The 17,656-nt window shown below is 61.7% G+C and carries 14 protein-coding genes; 6 read left to right on the forward strand and 8 right to left on the reverse strand.

Going from position 1 to position 17,656, the window contains the following annotated elements; genetic code table 11:
* Window positions 1-143 precede the first annotated feature (143 nt).
* On the reverse strand, window positions 144-2,045 hold the full coding sequence (speA, locus tag OKC27_RS17910; RefSeq protein WP_042655958.1) for a biosynthetic arginine decarboxylase: 1,902 nt from the start codon (window positions 2,043-2,045) through the stop codon (window positions 144-146).
* Window positions 2,046-3,060: 1,015 nt separating this feature from the next.
* Between speA and pepT the strand changes: the two genes are divergently transcribed.
* Together pepT and OKC27_RS17920 are read left to right on the forward strand one after the other, a co-directional pair.
* Window positions 3,061-4,284: a peptidase T gene (gene pepT, locus OKC27_RS17915; protein ID WP_270806533.1), complete on the forward strand. Its 1,224-nt coding sequence runs from the start codon at window positions 3,061-3,063 to the stop codon at window positions 4,282-4,284.
* A gap of 174 nt (window positions 4,285-4,458) precedes the next feature.
* A complete protein-coding gene (locus OKC27_RS17920) occupies window positions 4,459-6,168 on the forward strand; it encodes a lysophospholipid acyltransferase family protein (protein WP_270806534.1) in 1,710 nt (569 codons plus the stop codon).
* A gap of 114 nt (window positions 6,169-6,282) precedes the next feature.
* On the opposite strand, the gene OKC27_RS17925 is transcribed toward OKC27_RS17920, so the two are convergent.
* The 4 genes from OKC27_RS17925 to OKC27_RS17940 form a co-directional block, all read right to left on the reverse strand.
* A complete protein-coding gene (locus OKC27_RS17925; protein ID WP_019445942.1) occupies window positions 6,283-6,591 on the reverse strand; it encodes a SelT/SelW/SelH family protein in 309 nt (102 codons plus the stop codon).
* Window positions 6,592-6,669: 78 nt separating this feature from the next.
* On the reverse strand, window positions 6,670-7,794 hold the full coding sequence (locus OKC27_RS17930) for an adenosylhomocysteinase (RefSeq protein WP_270806535.1): 1,125 nt from the start codon (window positions 7,792-7,794) through the stop codon (window positions 6,670-6,672).
* Window positions 7,795-7,976: 182 nt separating this feature from the next.
* The gene (locus OKC27_RS17935; RefSeq protein WP_270806536.1) at window positions 7,977-8,714 is read right to left on the reverse strand and encodes a hypothetical protein; all 738 of its coding nucleotides are present in this window, start codon (window positions 8,712-8,714) and stop codon (window positions 7,977-7,979) included.
* Window positions 8,714-9,274: a YceI family protein gene (locus OKC27_RS17940; protein WP_139408144.1), complete on the reverse strand. Its 561-nt coding sequence runs from the start codon at window positions 9,272-9,274 to the stop codon at window positions 8,714-8,716. Before OKC27_RS17940 ends, OKC27_RS17935 begins: the two co-directional genes overlap by 1 nt.
* A 109-nt stretch (window positions 9,275-9,383) precedes the next feature.
* Between OKC27_RS17940 and OKC27_RS17945 the strand changes: the two genes are divergently transcribed.
* Window positions 9,384-10,286 (forward strand): LysR family transcriptional regulator, encoded by a 903-nt coding sequence (locus OKC27_RS17945; protein ID WP_270806537.1) that lies wholly within the window; start codon window positions 9,384-9,386, stop codon window positions 10,284-10,286.
* Between the two features lie 55 nt (window positions 10,287-10,341).
* On the opposite strand, the gene OKC27_RS17950 is transcribed toward OKC27_RS17945, so the two are convergent.
* Window positions 10,342-10,758, reverse strand: a complete 417-nt coding sequence (locus OKC27_RS17950; RefSeq protein WP_270806538.1) for a hypothetical protein — start codon at window positions 10,756-10,758, stop codon at window positions 10,342-10,344.
* A gap of 67 nt (window positions 10,759-10,825) precedes the next feature.
* Here OKC27_RS17950 and OKC27_RS17955 point away from each other — a divergent pair, with 67 nt between their 5' ends.
* Complete coding sequence (locus tag OKC27_RS17955) at window positions 10,826-12,556, forward strand: formate--tetrahydrofolate ligase (RefSeq protein ID WP_270806539.1); 1,731 nt, start codon at window positions 10,826-10,828, stop codon at window positions 12,554-12,556.
* A gap of 73 nt (window positions 12,557-12,629) precedes the next feature.
* Here OKC27_RS17955 and OKC27_RS17960 read toward each other — a convergent pair whose 3' ends face one another.
* On the reverse strand, window positions 12,630-14,285 hold the full coding sequence (locus OKC27_RS17960) for a methyl-accepting chemotaxis protein (protein ID WP_270806540.1): 1,656 nt from the start codon (window positions 14,283-14,285) through the stop codon (window positions 12,630-12,632).
* A 409-nt stretch (window positions 14,286-14,694) separates the two neighbouring features.
* On the reverse strand, window positions 14,695-15,351 hold the full coding sequence (gene folE / locus OKC27_RS17965; protein ID WP_270806541.1) for a GTP cyclohydrolase I FolE: 657 nt from the start codon (window positions 15,349-15,351) through the stop codon (window positions 14,695-14,697).
* 308 nt (window positions 15,352-15,659) lie between these two features.
* On the opposite strand from folE, the gene moeA reads away from it, so the two are divergent.
* Both moeA and moeB read left to right on the forward strand, forming a co-directional pair.
* Window positions 15,660-16,886: a molybdopterin molybdotransferase MoeA gene (moeA, locus tag OKC27_RS17970; protein ID WP_270806542.1), complete on the forward strand. Its 1,227-nt coding sequence runs from the start codon at window positions 15,660-15,662 to the stop codon at window positions 16,884-16,886.
* A complete protein-coding gene (moeB, locus tag OKC27_RS17975) occupies window positions 16,883-17,638 on the forward strand; it encodes a molybdopterin-synthase adenylyltransferase MoeB (RefSeq protein ID WP_270806543.1) in 756 nt (251 codons plus the stop codon). The genes moeA and moeB overlap by 4 nt, the downstream gene beginning before the upstream one ends.
* The last annotated feature ends 18 nt before the right edge of the window (window positions 17,639-17,656 follow it).

Genomic DNA, 17,656 nt, shown 5'->3' on the forward strand with positions numbered 1-17,656 from the left:
AGCCAAGGCCCCAGAGGTATAGTGTGAAAAAAGCCAATAAAAACAATGCCAGTCAGGCTTAACTGACTGGCATTACGCCCGCAGGCGCCGTTTTTTCATTCCCGTCATGTTGTTTTCATCGACGGGGCAAACAAGCCAGAGGCTTATTCGTCTTCCAGATAGGCGTAGCCTTGCAGACCCAGCTCCAGCTCGTCGAGCAGAGCTTTGCGGGTTGCGTCGTCCAGCGCCGGGTGGGAGGCGATCCGCTGGTAGTTCTCGCGAATGACAGACGGGTCAATGTTGACGTAACGCAGCAGCTGATCGACGGTATCGCCGCGTACCACGTTGCGAATGTCCATCTTGCCTTCCTCATCCAGCCACACTTCCGCGCAGTGGGTGTCACCGAACAGGTTGTGCAGATCCCCGAGGATCTCCTGATAGGCGCCGACCAGGAAGAAGCCGACGTGGCACTCTTCGTTCTCGCCGTAGACCGGCATCGGCAGGGTGCTCTCGACCCCCAGACCGTCGACGTAGTGCTCGACCTGACCGTCGGAGTCGCAGGTGATATCCATCAGGATGCCGCGACGGGTGAGCGGACGCTCGAGGCCAGCCAGCGGCATCACCGGGAACACCTGACCGATACCCCAGGCATCCGGCAGGGACTGGAACAGGGAGAAGTTGGCAAAGCACTTGTCCGCCAGCTTTTCACTCAGTTCGTCAGCCAGCGCACGGTGGTTGCGGTTGACCGGGTTGAGCAGCTCTTTCAGCGCCAGACAGGTGTTCTGGTGCAGCATCTCGGCCCAGGCACGCTGTTCAAGGTTCAAGAGACCCATGGTGTACTGGGTATTCACATCACCGAGGTCTGCCACCGAGTCGTGGAAGATCTCCAGCAGGGAGGGATCTTCGCTGCGCAGATCCAGCCAGCCTTGCCACATGTTCTGCAGAATGGTCGGTGCATCTTCGCCCGGTGCGCTGATGTCGTTCATCTCCACCCCTTCGGCACCAATGATATTGGTAACCAGCACGGCGTGGTGGGCGGTCAGGGCACGGCCAGACTCGCTGATGATGGTCGGGTGCGGCAGATCGAACTCGCGGCAGACATCGCCGATGCCCCACACCACGTTGTTGGCGTACTCGGAGAGGCTGTAGTTGGCGGAGCAGTGGCTCTGGGAACGGGTTCCCTCGTAGTCCACGCCCAGGCCGCCGCCGACGTCCACAACTTCGATGTTGGCACCGAGGCGACGCAGTTCAGCGTAGAAACGGCCGCACTCGCGGATGCCGCCCTGAATGTCGCGGATGTTGGCGATCTGGGAACCTAGATGGAAGTGCAGCAGTTGCAGGCAATCCAGCTTGCCCAAGCCGCGCAGACGCTCGATCAGTGCCAGGATCTGGGAGGCGGATAGACCGAATTTGGACATGGAGCCGCCGCTCGATTCCCACATGCCGGAGCCGGTGGAAGCGAGCTTGGCACGCACCCCGATGTTGGGCTTGATGTTGAGACGAGCTGACTCGTCCAGCACCATTTCCAGCTCGGAGGGCTTCTCCACCACGATGTAGACCTTGTGGCCCATCAGGTTGCCCAGCAGGGCGTGGCGGATATATTCGCGGTCTTTGTAACCGTTGCAGACGATCACCGAGCCTTGCTCATGGTGATGGGACAGCACGGCCAGCAGTTCCGGTTTGGAACCAGCTTCCAGGCCAAGCCGGGGCTTGTCGCTGTAGGACTGGCTGATGGTCTCGATGACACGACGCTGCTGGTTTACCTTGATCGGGTAAACGCAGAGGTAGTCCCCTTCATAGCCTGACTTCTCGATGGCCTGACCAAAGGCGTTGAACAGCGCATCGACCCGACTCTTGAGAATGTCGGGGAAGCGCAACAACACGGGGGTGGTCAGCCCGGACTGACGCAGCTGTTCGATGGCATCAGAGATGACGATATGCGCGTCAGGGCGTGATTTGTCGGGGGCGACGGTCACATGACCGGCGTCATTGATATTGAAAAAACCCGCACCCCAGTAGGGAACGTTGTAGACCTTCAAGGAGTCCTTGCTGGACCAGTTAGTCATGGGCTATGCCTCGCAAATGAGCGACCCAGAGTCGCCTTCGTTACCCTCAATCACATCCAGACCATCTAGTGCAGAGTGCGGCGGGTGCTGCCATCACGAGACGCAGCCACCCAAACCAGCGCTTTGCACATCGCGGCAAGCCAGAGGCTGCCTGGTGGATCTTGGGGAAGTAACGAGTCTTGATGTGGGGCTGGTGGCTTTACATCAAGCTCAACGGTATGCGGTGCCACCTTAAACGGGGCGCCGCGGTACTTTGATGACAGACGACATCAGCCACGCCGTCAGTTCATCATTCGGCAGCGATCCCGACAGAAGGAGAGGGTTCCAAGGAAGAGAAGCGAAGGCGCCAGCACGCATGCGTGTTGATAGACGACAACAACCACAGCCCACCTCACCGTCAGTGACCGCCCATGACAAGGGAAGATGATGAGCCGGTGGCCCACTCGGTCAAATGAAGGATGAGAGTCTGTTGTTCTCCCTGATACCGGAGCCTAACCGGTATTAAAGAAACCATTCCCCAGCAGTGTCTGTCGTTTCTGCGTGCCTCGCCCTATAGGCGTATGATCGGTCGGGTTTCTGGCGGCTCTGCCTGCTTCAGGGTTGCCCTTGGATCGGCGCGGAGTGTACACACTTACCGCAGGCGGTGACAATAAAAAATAGTGTTCAAAATCCCCTTTTAATAAGTCGATCAAATCTTGCTGGCGGGCAGGCGGGCTCTGGGATGGCGCAGGTTATGCGACAGCCCGCTTTCCCCTTGAAAAGTGTGTGAAAACGCCATGATGGGGCTGACGCCTTGCTGTGCGGTGGCCGGGGGGAATTTGGCCGTGACCGCCAGCGCCTAAATATCGCGATAAACGCAACATTTATGCGATCTCCCTCCCCGACGCTGCGCCGCGCGCCGCACATTCCCCGCCCTCCCCTTGCGTCAAAAAATGGGAAAAACCTGCGCTGACGCAATGAGTCGCCTGCACGGATTGGCCACAATGACCGCTCACAACCGGTTAGAGGCTGACTAATGGATACCCTGCTTGAGCGTTTTCTGCGTTACGTGACTTTTCATACCCGCTCCGATGAGACCAATCCTGCCTGCCCCAGCAGCGAAGGCCAGCTGATCTTCGCCCGTGCCCTGCAAGAAGAGATGAAGGCGCTGGGGCTGACCCAGGTCACCCTGGATGAGCACGGCTACCTCACCGGCTGCCTGCCGGGCAACCAGCCGGACGCCCCCGCCATCGGCCTGATTGCCCACATGGACACCGCCGACTACGAGGCGGAGCAGGTCAAACCCCAGATCATCGAAAACTATCAGGGTGGCGACATCTGCCTTGGCAAGGGTGACGAGGTGCTTGCCATCCGTGACTACCGTTTCCTGAAAAACTATCTGGGTCAGGATCTCATCACCACTGACGGCACCACCCTGCTGGGCGCCGACGACAAGGCGGGTATCGCCGAGATCCTTACCGCCATCGACCACCTGCAAGCCCACCCCGAGATCCCGCGCGGCGATATCTGGGTCGGCTTCACCCCGGATGAAGAGATCGGCCGCGGCGCCAACCTGTTCCCGCTGGAGAGATTCCCGGCCAAGTGGGCCTATACCGTGGATGGCGGCGAACTGGGAGAGCTGGAGTATGAAAACTTCAACGCCGCCAGCGCCAACCTGCGCTTTGTCGGCAACAACGTCCACCCCGGCACCGCCAAGGGCAGCATGATCAACAGCCAGACCCTGGCCGCCCGCTTCCACGCCGCCATGCCAGCCGACGAGACCCCGGAGTGCACCGACAGTTATGAGGGCTTCTTCCATCTGGCCCAGATGAGCGGCACGGTGGAAGAGAGCACCCTGCACTACATCATCCGTGACTTCGACGACGAGCGTTTCGCCGCACGCAAGGCTGAGATGCAGAGCCGGGTCGCCGCCATGCAAGCCGAGTATCCCAAGGCCCGCATCGAGCTGACCCTGACCGACAGCTATCGCAACATGCGCAGCCAGATTGAGCCGCACATGCATATCGTCGAGCTGGCCAAGGCCGCCATGGAGGCCGCCGACGTGGTGCCGAAGATCAAGCCCATTCGCGGCGGTACCGATGGTGCCCGCCTCTCCTTTATGGGCCTGCCCTGCCCCAACCTCTTCACCGGTGGCCACAACTTCCACGGCAAGCACGAGTTCATCCCGCTGCAATCCATGGAGAAATCGGTCGCCACCCTGGTGGAGCTGGTGCGCCTCACCGCGGCCTGGCGCGGCTAATCGGGTCGCTATCCTTACCACGACCACCGAGGGGGGAGCCGGTTAACCGGCTCCCCCCTTTGCTATCTGGCCGCGAGCCACTGGCCGCCGCTGCCATCAAACTGTCATCCCGCTGACATGTCGCGGGAACAGTGCCACACCATGCTGGGGACAACGGATCGCCGGAGCCCCCAGATGTTCACTATCGATACCCTGCTGACCCAGCACTTCCCCCGCCTGCTTGGCTACCCCCTGCTCACCCCGCTGTGCAAGCGGCTGCTGAGCTGGCTGCTCAACGAACGGGCCTTTGCCGACTTTGCCGCCCGCTACCCGCACCTGCGCGGCCTCGACTTTGTCGAGCAGGCGCTGACCCGGCTCGATTTCGACTATCGGGTCAGCGAGGCGCAGCTGGAGCATATTCCCGCCAGCGGCCGGGTCATTCTTGTTGCCAACCACCCAATCGGCTCGCTGGATGGACTGGTGCTGCTGCAGCTGCTCGGCCGCATCCGCCCCGATGTGAAGATCGTCGCCAACCAGCTGCTGGCCCAGCTCGCGCCGCTGCGCCCTTTGCTATTGCCGGTGGACAATATGGCGGGCAAGACCGACCGGCAGGCCATCCTCGCCATGAACGAGCACCTCGCCCATGAAGGAGTGCTGGTGATCTTCCCTGCTGGCGAAGTCTCCCGGCTTGGCCTCAAGGGGGTGAAAGATGGCCCCTGGCAGGCGGGCTTTATCAAGCTGGCCCAACGCACCCGCACCCCGCTGGTGCCCATCCATCTGGGGGGGCGCAACAGTCTCTGGTTCTATCTCGCCTCCTGGCTCAACAAGCCCGCCTCTGCCCTGTTGCTGGTGCGCCAGCTGTTTCGCCAGCAGGGGCAGACCCTGCCGGTGACCATAGGGGCGCGCATTCCGCTTGGCAGTTTTCAGGATCTGCCCGCCAAGACGGCGGCGCGGCTGGTGCGCAACCACCTCTACCGAATTGGTCGGGGCAAGGCGGGGCGCCTGCAGACCGAGGCCCCCATCGCCCTGCCGGAGGATCGCCGCCAGCTCAAACAGGCCATCGAAAGCTGCGAGCAGCTCGGCACCACCCCGGATGGTCAGGGGATCTACCTCTACCGCCGCCACGAACTGAGCCACTCGGTGATCCTGCGCGAGCTGGGGCGGCTTAGGGAAATCGCCTTTCGCGCGGTGGGGGAAGGGTCCGGCAAGCGGCGGGATCTCGATGGTTTTGACAACGACTATCACCACCTGATCCTCTGGGATCCGGCCCGGCTCGACATCATCGGCGCCTACCGGTTCGCCCCGGTGGCGGAGCTGCTGGCCAGCAAGGGGAAGGATGGTCTCTACAGCCACACCCTGTTCGGTTTCGAGGAGAAGCTGCTGCCCCGGCTGGAGCAGGCCATCGAGCTTGGCCGCAGCTTTATCCAGCCCGCCTACTGGGGCAAGCGGGGGCTCGATTATCTCTGGTTCGGCATCGGTGCCTATCTGGCCCGCTATCCCCGCTACCGCTATCTGTTTGGCCCTGTGTCGCTCTCCGGCAGCCTGCCACCGGCGGCCAAGGATCTGCTGGTGAGCTTCTACCGCCAGCACTTTGCCCCCGAGCTGGCGCTGGCCCCCTCCCGCCGTCCCTACCCCGAGACGCAACCTCTGTTCGACGGGGTGGACTACGGCGCCGACCTCAAAGCACTCAAGGCCCGTCTCGACAATCTGGGCTGCGCCATCCCCCCCCTCTACAAGCAGTATTCCGAGCTGTGCGAGCCGGGCGGGGTGCAGTTTATGGATTTTGGCATCGACCCCGACTTCAACCACTGCATCGACGGGCTGGTGTGGGTGGATGTGAGCCGCATCAAGCCCCACAAGCGCGCCCGCTATATCGGCAGCCATCTGGCCGAGCCGCGCCCATAGCCCCGCAGGTGCCAGGCAAACAGCCAAATGCAAAAAAGGAGAGAGAGGCCATGGCCTCCCTCTCCTTTCGCTCTAATGCTGAACACCTTTTCGAGGCGCCCGGCCCATCTGGCGTTACTCGGCCGCTTTGCGATCCGAGTGGCCGAGATCCCGCTCAGGGGCGATAACATCGCGCACCCGCTGCTTGATCTCCTTGGCCTCGGGGAAGCCGTCATCGACCACCCGATCCCACACCTGCACCCCGCCCACCAGAATGCGGAACTCCCCCTTGCTGGCCGGCACCAGCGCCACCTCTCCCAGATCGCTGTCGAAGGTGGAGAGCAACTCCTGCGCCAGCCAGGCGGCGCGCAGCATCCAGCGACAGAGGGTGCAGTAGCGGATTTCGATGCGGGGTTTGCTGATCAGGGTTTCAGACTCGGTCATGAGTGACTCCATAAAAAAAGCGGCCAATGGCGGGAAGTGGCGTACCGCCGCCCAATGGCCGCTCCCGGTTTGGTCAAATCAGTGCTGATCAACCCCATGAAAATCGGCCAGCCAATGGCGGGCAATGGTACGCATCGCCGATTCTGGCAGCTCGAACAGGCCGGGAGCAAGGGGGCCTGCCGCCAGCATCCGGATCCCTTCCATGATCTCCGCCAGCACCAGATAGACGTATTCGCCAATCACGGCGCCATGGACAAAGTTGACCGCCTCGCCCCGATTGAGCAGGTAGATCTGGCTGCCATCCGGCCGATTAAGGGCCAGCACATGGGGGCACACCTCTTCGCTCGGCCACGGCAGCTGGGCCAGCGAGAAGGCGAACTCGTCGTCGGCCGAAGTGACCGAGGCCACCATGGTGCCGGGGCGCAGCGCCTGCAGATCCGCCAAGTCCAGCGAGCCATTGCCGGTGGAGCAAATCACCAGCTCGGCGCGGCCGAGGGCCTCGGCCTTGGTGATCAGGCGAAAACCGTGGGAGAGCGCTTCCACCTGTCGCAGCACATCGGTCTCCACCAGTCCGAGATGGAGGTTACGACAGCGCAGGTCGCGGGCGATGCTGCGCCCCACCTTGCCATAACCAAACAGCACGGCTTCGCAGACGTTGAAGGTGCGGTTGAGGGTGCGCGCCAGCGACTCGGCGGAGTAGACCACGCTCAGACCAATCTGGATATCCTCGGCCTGCTTGAGGGGACTGCGTGCCACCGATACCACCGGGGTCGCCAGCACCTCCTGCTCATAGCGCTGATGGCCGTTCTCGGTCATCTCCACCACCCCGAGGAAACGGGGGCCGAAGTATTCGCTCAAGATCAACTGGGTTCTGGCGAAGTAACCGCCGATATCGAGGATCAGCAGCCGCTCGTGGGGGGCCACCAGCGGTGCAATCTGCTGGATGAGGCTGTCGGGATCATTGGTCCAGTGCCGGTTGAGGGGCAGCACCGGATAGTGTTGGGATACCCACTCCAGGGTCGGGCCGTGTACCGATTTCGGTTTGGGCAAAATGGCGCCGATCCGCCCAATCCGGGAAAGCGCTTCGATAAAACGGGGGCGATCGGGAAGCAGGTGAGTGACCAGCAGAATGCAGAGACCGTCGATACGTCCCTGTCCGGTGAAATGGCGAAAAAACAGATGCTCAGATCCTTGACTGCGCAACTGTGGCCTCCTTATGTGCCGCAAAGCAGGCAAACAGAACCCGGCTCGGCCGGGTTCTGTGTGTGTCCAAATAAAATGAAAATCCTTTTTATCTGAAACACATAGGGGGCTCAATCATTATCTGCCAAGAGTATGAGCGGGTATGCAAAAATGACTGTAATTGCCTGTTTTTCATGCAAAAATCAGTACAAAGAAGCAGCGGGCCACACCCACCACAGGCTAAGTCCGGTCCCCGCCGCGGCGAGCAGGATCAGTGCCCCCCAACGCAGCGGCCACGGCTTGTCACGCAGCGCCCACTCCAGCAGCGGCAGCAGCCAGACCGGCAGCAATACCACCAGCGGCACCTCCACATATTGCCAGGCGAGCATCTGGACAAAAGCGAGGGCCAGCGCCAGACCGGCGGGAGCCACCTTGATGCCAACAAAGGTGGCGAGCAGGGCGCGAAAACCGGCGAAAGCGGCCAGCGCACCGGCCAGCTGGGCAATCAGCAAGCTGCCATCGATGCCGATCACCAGCGCCAGCCAGATAAAGCCGAGAGCAAACCCGAGCCCCTCGCGGCTGTCACAGCGCAAGGTGCTCCAGCCAAACCAGCAGATGGCGGGCAGCAGCGCCAGCCAAGTCACAGGCTCGCTCGCCAGTACCGAAGCCAATCCCTGCCACCACACCAGCGCACTGAACACGGCAAAAAGCAGCAGCGAACCGCGCAGATCGCTCACCTGAGCCGCAATGGCGGGCACCAGCAGGGTCAGCGGCAGCCACTGCCACGCCTTGGCCGGAATGCCATAGAGGCCGCCAAGCAAGGAGCCCACCAGCCAGAGCGCCAGCGCGCCCCACAGATAACCCAGTCGCGGCCAGCGCCACGATAGCAAAGCGGCTCCCAGAGGAGCCGCCAGGGTTTGCAGCAGAAGTTCCGCGCCCATTACTTGCGCACGCCTTCGACAAACAGGTTGATGTTCATCTCGTCCGGGATGCCGGGCAGCATGTAGCTCACGCCAAAGTCACTGCGCTTGATGGTGGTGGAGGCGTTGAAGCCACTGCGGTAGCCGCCCCAGGGATCCTTGCCCTCGCCGATCTTCACCAGATCGAAGGCCACTTCTTTAGAGACGCCGTGCAGGGTCAGGGTTCCTTTCAGCACGCCTTTATCCTTGCTGCCCTCGTAAGCGGAGCTGACGAAGGTCATCTTGGGATACTGCTTCACGTCGAGGAAGTCCGGGCTGCGCAGGTGCTTGTCGCGGGCTTCGTGATTGGAGTCGACGCTGGCGGCATCCACTTCAAAGCTCGCCTTGGCGGCCGCCGGGTTGGCGTCATCCATGCTGAAGGTGCCGCTGAAGGTGTTGAAGCGACCCACCAGCTCGGAGAAGCCCAGGTGACCCACCTTGAACTGCACCGTGGTGTGCGCCGCATCCACATCGTAATCCGCCGCCATCAGAGGGGTAGCCATAAACAGGCAGGAGGCCAGCAGAGCCTTGGTCATTTTCATCCGTTCGTTCCTTCATCTTGGGGTTCACATCAGTGGCTAAAATGCTAACCTCGTTCTGAAGATGAATAATCAGTGATTTATTAAATTCATTATTTACTGAGGATGGAAAATGGACCAGATCGCCGCCATGCGCACCTTTATCAAGGTGGTGGAGTGCCAGAGCTTTACCAAGGCCGCCAACCAGCTCGGCATCTCGGTCGCCATGGCCTCCAAACTGATGCAGCAGCTGGAAGAGTCCCTCGCCACCCGGCTGTTGTCGCGCACCACCCGTCAGGTCAATCCCACCGAGGCGGGCCAGTTCTACTACCAGCGCTCCCTCGCCCTGCTGGCAGAGCTGGAAGAGACCCATAGCCAGCTGACCCACCACAACCAGCAGCCGAACGGCACCCTCAAGCTCTCGGTGCCGATGGATTTTGGCTATCTGCACCTCTCCCCCGCCCTGCCGCTGTTTCGCCAGCGCTTTCCCGATCTCAAGCTCGACATCGAGTACAGCGACCGGCGAGTAGCGCTGGTGGAAGAGGGATTCGATCTGGCGCTGCGTATCGGCCATCTCAGCGACTCCTCACTGGTGGCGCGCCAGCTGGCCACCATCAAGCTGGAGCTCTGCGCCAGCCCCGCCTATCTGGCTCGCAAGGGGGCGCCACAGAGCCCGGAGGATCTCAAGCAGCACGACTGTCTGATCTATACCCTGACCCAGCCGGAGTGGCACTTCAAACAGAGGGGCGAGGCCCAGAGCATCCGGCCGCAGGGGCCGCTGCGGGCCAACAACGGGGTGGCGCTGACCCGCGCCGCTTGTGATGATCAGGGCATCATATTGCAACCCACCTTTATCGTGGGGGAGGCGCTGCGAGCAGGGCAACTGGTGAGCCTGCTGCCGGAGTGGGACAAGGGGGAGGTGGGGCTCTATGCGGTCTATCCGCACCGCCGCTTCGTTTCAGCCAAGGTGCGCTGCTTTATCGAGTTCGTGCAGGAGCGCTATCTCGCCCCGCAACAGTGGGATACGCCGACCTGATTACCAGAGCAGAGAGTACGGCCTGAATGTCCGGCCTGCTGGCCCGGCTTGAACCCTAGCGCTGGCCTGGGGCCGCGGCAGGAACCAGCTTCGCCAGCAGACGCTCCTGCTCGAGACTCAACTGCCAGCGCGGCAGCCGGGTGCGGATCACCGACAACTGCGGTTCACTGAGGGCATAGGGGAGCGCCACCTCCAGCTCGGGGCAGTCAAACATGGCGGCCAGCTGCAGGATCAGAATGAGGTTTGCCTCGTCGGTCTTGTGCTTGTTGACCCGTTTGCGGATCTCGTGGCGCAACTGGGTTTCCGGGTCCTGGGTCATCGCCTGCCAGCCGAAACCGAACAGCGGCACCAGCGCACTGACAATCCCCAGCGCCGTCATCGGCTGCTTGGGGGGATGATAGAGCTCGTTGAGATCCAGCAGAACAGGATTCTGACGAACCTCACCCTCACCAAATAAAGTCGTTTTCGTCATTGGATTACCCGTTATATTCCACTAGACTGCGCCGCATATTTTACCCCGATATGCCAACGAGGTGCTGATGCTAAGCGATATCGAGATCTCCCGCCAGTCCCCCCGTCTCTCCATTCACGCGCTGGCCGAACGCCTCGCCATCCCCCAGCACCTGCTCAGCCCCCATGGCCACTACAAAGGCAAGCTCAGCCTCGACCTGCTCAAGTCTCAGCCCAAACAGCGCGGCAAGCTGGTGCTGGTGAGCGCCATCACCCCCACTCCGCTCGGTGAAGGGAAGACGGTGACTACACTTGGCCTCTCCATGGGGCTCAACCATATCGGCCAGCCCAGCATCGCCACCATCCGCCAGCCGAGTCTCGGCCCGGTATTCGGGGTCAAGGGGGGGGCAGCCGGTGGCGGCCACGCCCAGGTGGTACCGATGGAGGAGATGAACCTTCACCTCACCGGCGATTTTCACGCCCTGACGGCGGCCCACAATCTGGCGGCGGCGGCCCTCGATGCCCGCCTGTTCCACGAACAGAAACTGGGTGCCGAGTTCACCGCCAAAACCGGCCTGCAGCGGCTCGATATCGATGCCGACAACATCCTCTGGCCGCGCACCCTCGACATGAACGATCGCGCCTTGCGCCACCTCACCATAGGTCAAGGTGGAGCAGCCGATGGTGTGGAACGCAGCGATCGCTTCGTCATCACCGCCGCCTCCGAGCTGATGGCCATTCTGGCGCTGGCGAGCGATCTGAAAGACCTGCGCCAGCGCATCGGCCGCATCCAGCTGGCCCGCGATATTCACGGCAACCCCATCACCGCCGAACAGTTGGAAGTGGCGGGCGCCATGACGGTGCTGCTCAAAGATGCGCTGCAACCGACCCTGATGCAGACCACCGAGCAGACCCCGGTGCTGGTACACGCTGGCCCCTTTGCCAATATCGCCCACGGCAACTCCTCGGTGATCGCCGATCGCATCGCCCTTGGTCTCACCGACTATGTGGTGACCGAGGCGGGTTTTGGCTCCGACATGGGGCTGGAGAAGTTCTTCAACATCAAGAACCGCCAATCCGGTATTACCCCTGCCTGCGTGGTGCTGGTGGCCACGGTGCGCGGCCTCAAGGCCAACAGCGGCCTGCTCGATATCCGCCCGGGCCAGCCGCTGCCAGCCAGCCTGCAAGGGGAAGATCTGCCGACCCTCAAGCAGGGCTGCGCCAACCTCGCCTGGCATATCCAGAACGCCCGCCGCTACGGGGTGCCGGTGGTGGTCGCCATCAACCGCTTCCCCACCGACAGCGAGGCCGAACTGGCGCTGCTGGCCCATGAAGCGCAGCAAGCCGGTGCCTGCGGCGCAGCCATCTCCAACGCCTTCACCCAGGGTGGTGCCGGTGCCAGCGAGCTGGCCCGCGCCGTGGTGGCCGCCTGCGAGCAACCCGGCAAGGTGAAACTGCTCTACCCCGACGAGATGAGCCTCGACGCCAAGCTGGCGACCCTGGTGGAGTGCGGCTACGGTGGCCGCGGGGTGCAACTCTCCGACAGAGCCCGCCAGCAGCTGGCGCAACTCTCCGCCGAGGGGTGGGACCACTTGCCCATCTGCGTGGCCAAGACGCCGCTCTCCATCAGCCATGACCCCGCCCTCAAGGGGGTACCGACCGATTTCGAGGTGCCCATCGACGAGGTAAAGCTCTGCGCCGGTGCCGGGTTCGTCTATGCGCTGGCGGGCCCCATCATGACCATGCCGGGGCTGGGCAGTCTGCCCGCCTATCGCCATATCGATATCGATGAAGATGGCGAGATAGTCGGCCTGAGCTAAGCCCTTCCATAACGCCAGAAACAACAAGGCCCCGCCAATTTGGCGGGGCCTTCTGTTATCCTGGCGTCATGGTTTAGAGGGTGAAGCGCTGGGTCATATGGTGCAGGGTGTTGGCCAGCTTGCTCAGTTCACCACAGGCCTGGGCGATCTGATGGGCGCCCTGGGCATTCTCGTCAGCGGCATTGTGAATGTTGACGATGCTGCGATTGAGCTCTTCTGTCACCGCGTTCTGCTCTTCGGTGGCGGTGGCGATCAGGGTGTTCATGTCGGTGATACGCACCACGGCACCATTGATGGTGTCGATACTGGTACCGGCATCCCGTGCCAGACCGACGCTCTCCTGCATTTGATGACGGCTCAGTTGCATGGCGTTGCCCGCCTCGGCGGCACGGCTCTGCAACAGCTCGATCATCTTGCTGATCTCGGCGGTGGAGTCCTGGGTACGTTGGGCCAGGGAGCGCACTTCATCGGCAACGACTGCAAAGCCACGGCCCTGCTCACCGGCACGGGCTGCTTCGATGGCGGCGTTAAGGGCCAGCAGGTTGGTCTGACCGGCGATATCGCGGATCACATCCAGCACCACGCTGATGTTGGCGCTGTCGGCCTCCAGCTGCTGCACCACGGTGCCCGCCTGCTCAATCTTGACCGACACCTCTTCGATGCTGGCGATGGAGCTGCGTACCACTTCGCTGCCGGCCGCGGAGGTGCGGGAGGCATCCTTGGCGGCGCTCATGGCATCCGTGGTGTTACGGGCCACTTCGTTAACGGTGGACTGCATCTCGTTCATGGCGGTCGCCACCTGGGAGACTTCGCTCTGCTGGATGGCCATGCCGCTGGCAGACTGGCTGGAGATGGCGCTCACCTCCTCCACTGCGCTGCTGAGCTGGCTCACGGAGCCAGCGATCTCGCTCACCAGATCGGAGAGGGAGCCCTGCATCCGGTTGATGGCGGAGCCCAGCTGACCCAGTTCGTCGCGGTTGAAGCGGCTGTCGCGGATCCACTGCTGCAGTTCGCCCTGACCCAGCTCGCCATTGGCAATGCGTTGGGCCTGACGGGCCAGCATGATCAGCGGATCGCGGATCTGGCGGGTCAGTACCATGGAAAGCACCACCACCAGTACTAGACCAAACACCAGCGCGATGGTGACGCTCAGCTTGGCGGATTGGTAAGACTCCACCACATCATCACGGGATTCAGACGCATAACCGTGGTTGATCTGGATAAGATCGGCCACCGACTTGTTAAGTTCGGTATAAATAGGGATACCTTCAGCCAGAAAGATACGCTGGGCTTCTGCGAGCTGATCGCTATCTTGCAGCTGCTTGACACGCTGATGCAGTGCCACATAACGATCCCAGTTAGATTTAACGGTATCGAAAGTGCGGCGTTCCGCCACATCCTCAGCCCAGATAGTCTTGTCATGGGCGGCCAACTGTTGCGCAATCTGGTTGAGCTTTTGATTGGCGACATCACGGTATTCACTTCTCTTTACCGGGTCAGCCGCCACCACGAAGTAGCCCAGCTCATAGCGGCGCAGCTCACTAATGGTGTCGCCAATCGCACTGGTGCGATTGACCGCAGGCAAGATGCTGTCGGTAAAGCGAATGGCAACGTCATTCATATTGCCAAACTGGACAAGGGCGAAGCCGCCGATAAAGGCGACCATCAAACCGAGCACGGCAAAGCCGGCGGTGAGTTTTTTGCCTATGGTCATGGAACTGGTATTCATGGCGTATCCTGGTGGTCGTTAAATTCGTTGCACTCGTCCGGTTCACGCCCTCCTGGCATGAACTATCTGGCCACCTGTTCAGTGGCGCACCATCCAACCTTGATGAATAACTCTGAATTCCATGAGCGGCAGCGAGAGCCGTGAGGGACGCTAGAGTAACCGGATTGTGGCGGTTCGGAAAGAGTCTGGCTGGTTACTTTTTGTAAGGTGAAAGTGAGAAATTTTTCATGCCCGATTAAATATACCGCTCAGATGAATAAATCGAAGCACGGCACAACGTTTGCGACATCTCCCCTTGATGGCCAAGCCGTTGCGGGCCGCCGCTCTCATCCACGGCCAATGAAAAACGCCAGCAATGGCTGCCGGCGTCTCGTTTATTCAGCGTGGCGGTTACAAAATAACCGCCATTTTATCCGCGCAGACCACCGAGAAACTCGGCGCGGGTATCGGGCTGGGTCTTGAACACCCCACCGAGGGAGGTGGTAGTGGTGTAAGAAGTCGAATCCATCACCCCGCGCGCCTTGACGCAGTAGTGGGTCGCCCGGATGTTGATGGCCACGTCCTGAGTGCCGAGCAGGGTCTGCAGCGCCAGCAGGATCTGCTGGGTCAGCCGCTCCTGCACCTGGGGACGGCGGGCGAAGAACTGCACGATGCGGTTGATCTTCGACAGGCCAATCACCTTGCCACGAGGGATATAGGCCACATGGGCCAGCCCGTCGATGGTGACGAAGTGGTGTTCGCAGGTACTGGTGAGGCTGATGTCCCGCACCATGATCATCTCGTCCACCTGCATCTTGTTCTCGATCACCGTCACCTTGGGGAAGGTGGAGTAATCGAGGCCGGAGAAGATCTCGTTGACGTACATCTTGGCGATGCGGTGCGGCGTCTCGGCCAGACTGTCATCGGTCAGATCGAGCCCCAGCGTCTCCATGATGGCGCGCATATGGCCTTCGATCTTCTCCCGCTTCTGCTGGCTGTTCAGCTCGTTGGTGACCAGGGGAGTTTCCAGTCCCTGGGCTTCGAGGGCTGCCCTGACCAGCAAGGCTTCCGGACTTAAGGTTGTCATTATCTTCTCTCCCACGCTCAGGGACGGTGAGGGCCGCTTATCGAGCAACCCCTTATGTTATGGCGGCGCACAGGGCCGACGGCATCGCTGTAATGGTAGCCACATGAGATGTGGTGGCCATCTGTTATGGCGGCATAGTAAACGGCCATTGCCGCCAAGATTCAAGTCAACTTGTGCGTCACCTCATACTTTATGACCATCTCACCCCGTTTCAGCGCCGATTACCTCGAGATTCCCTTGAGATAACCTGCCCATCCCCGGGGAATTTTGTGATAATCCCGCCTTCAATCATAAAAGAGGTCATGACGATGGGATTTGATACCAGCGGACTACTCTCCTTAAGCGATGCCCTGCAAGGGATGCTGGAACAACTCGCCTGCTGCTGCGACTGCGAGCAGCTGCCCCTGCCAGAGGCCCTTGGCCGGGTTCTTGCCAGCGATATCGCCTCCCCCCTCGCCGTGCCCCCCTTCGACAACTCCGCCATGGATGGTTACGCCGTGCGCCTTGCAGATCTCGCCACCGGCACCCCGCTCATCATGGCGGGCAAGGCGTTTGCCGGTCAGCCCTATCAGGGCGAGTGGCCCGCTGGCCACTGCGTGCGGATCATGACCGGCGCCCCGGTACCGGCCGGTACGGATGCGGTGGTGATGCAGGAAGAAACGCAGGCCGATGGCGATCGGATCACTTTTCTGGCGCAACCCGAACCGGGCCAGAATATCCGCCGCGCCGGCAGCGATATCGGCAAGGGCGCCTGCGTGCTGCCAGCCGGTACTCGCCTCACCCCGCGCGAAATGCCGCTGCTAGCCTCCCTCGGCGTGGCCACCGTTGCGGTGCGCCGCCCGCTGAAAGTGGCTATTTTCAGCACTGGTGACGAGCTCAAACCGGTCGGTACCCCGCTCGCCCACGGCGATATCTATGACTCCAACCGCTACGGCGTGCGCGCCATGCTGGCACGCATGGGCTGCGACTGCCTCGACCTTGGCATTATCCCCGACGACCCCGCCCAGCTGCGTGCCGCCTTTATCCGTGCCGATGAAGAGGCCGACGTGCTGATCACCACCGGCGGCGTCTCGGTGGGGGAAGCGGACTTCACCAAACAGCTGCTGGACGAGCTCGGCGAGATTGGCTTCTGGAAGCTCGCCATCAAACCGGGCAAGCCGTTTGCCTTCGGTCGCCTGCCCCGCGCCTGGTTCTTCGGCCTGCCGGGCAACCCGGTCTCCGCCATGGTTACCTTCGATCAGCTGGTGCAGCCGGCGCTGGCCAAGCTCGCAGGCCAGCAGTTCGAGCGCCCGCTCCAGCTGCAAGCCATTGCGGCTGAGCCACTCAAAAAGAGCCCCGGCCGACTCGACTTCCAGCGCGGCATTCTGAGTCAGGGACCGAACGGCCTCGAGGTACGCAGCACCGGCTCGCAAGACTCCGCCGTGTTCAGCTCCCTGTCGCGGGCCAACTGCTACATCGTTCTTGAACGGGAACGGGGCCGCGTCGCTGCGGGCGAGACGGTGACTGTCGAACCATTCGGGGGATTGCTGCTGTGAGCGAGATCCTGAGCGACGCCGAACTACTGCGCTACAACCGCCAGATCATCCTCAAAGCCTTCGACTTCGAGGGGCAGGAGGCGCTCAAGCAGGCGAAAGTGCTGGTGATCGGCGCCGGTGGCCTCGGCTGCGCCGCCAGCCAGTATCTGGCGGTGGCCGGGGTCGGCCAGCTCACCCTGGTCGATTTCGACCAGGTGGAGCTCTCCAACCTGCAGCGTCAGGTGCTACACAACGATGAGCGCATCGGTCACTACAAAGTAGACTCTGCCGCCCGGTCGCTGCGCATGCTCAATCCCTGGCTCAAGGTGGAGACCCACGCTGCCGTGGCCGATGAGGAACTGCTTGATGCCCTGTTGCCCCAACATCAGCTGGTACTCGACTGCACCGACAATCTGGCCATTCGCAACCTGCTGAATCAAAAGGCACGCCAGCACAGGGTGCCGCTGGTCAGTGGCGCCGCCATCCGGCTGGAGGGGCAGCTCTGCAGCTTCACCTGGCAGGAAGATGAGCCCTGCTACGCCTGCCTCAGCGCCCTGTTTGGCGAGCAGGCCCTCACCTGCGTCGAGGCGGGGGTACTCGCCCCCGTGGTGGGTCTGGTGGGCAGCCTGCAGGCACTGGAAGCCATCAAGCTCCTGGCAGGTATGGGCAAAAGCTACAGTGGCCGCCTGCTGATGATCGACGGCCTAAGCGGCACTTTCCGCGAGATGAAGCTGCCCAAGCGCCCCGACTGCCCGGTCTGCTCCCATCCTTAAACCCGAGTGATACCCACA

Source organism: Aeromonas sp. QDB62, assembly GCF_027705695.1.
In the GTDB taxonomy this organism is placed as follows: Bacteria; Pseudomonadota; Gammaproteobacteria; order Enterobacterales; family Aeromonadaceae; genus Aeromonas; species Aeromonas allosaccharophila.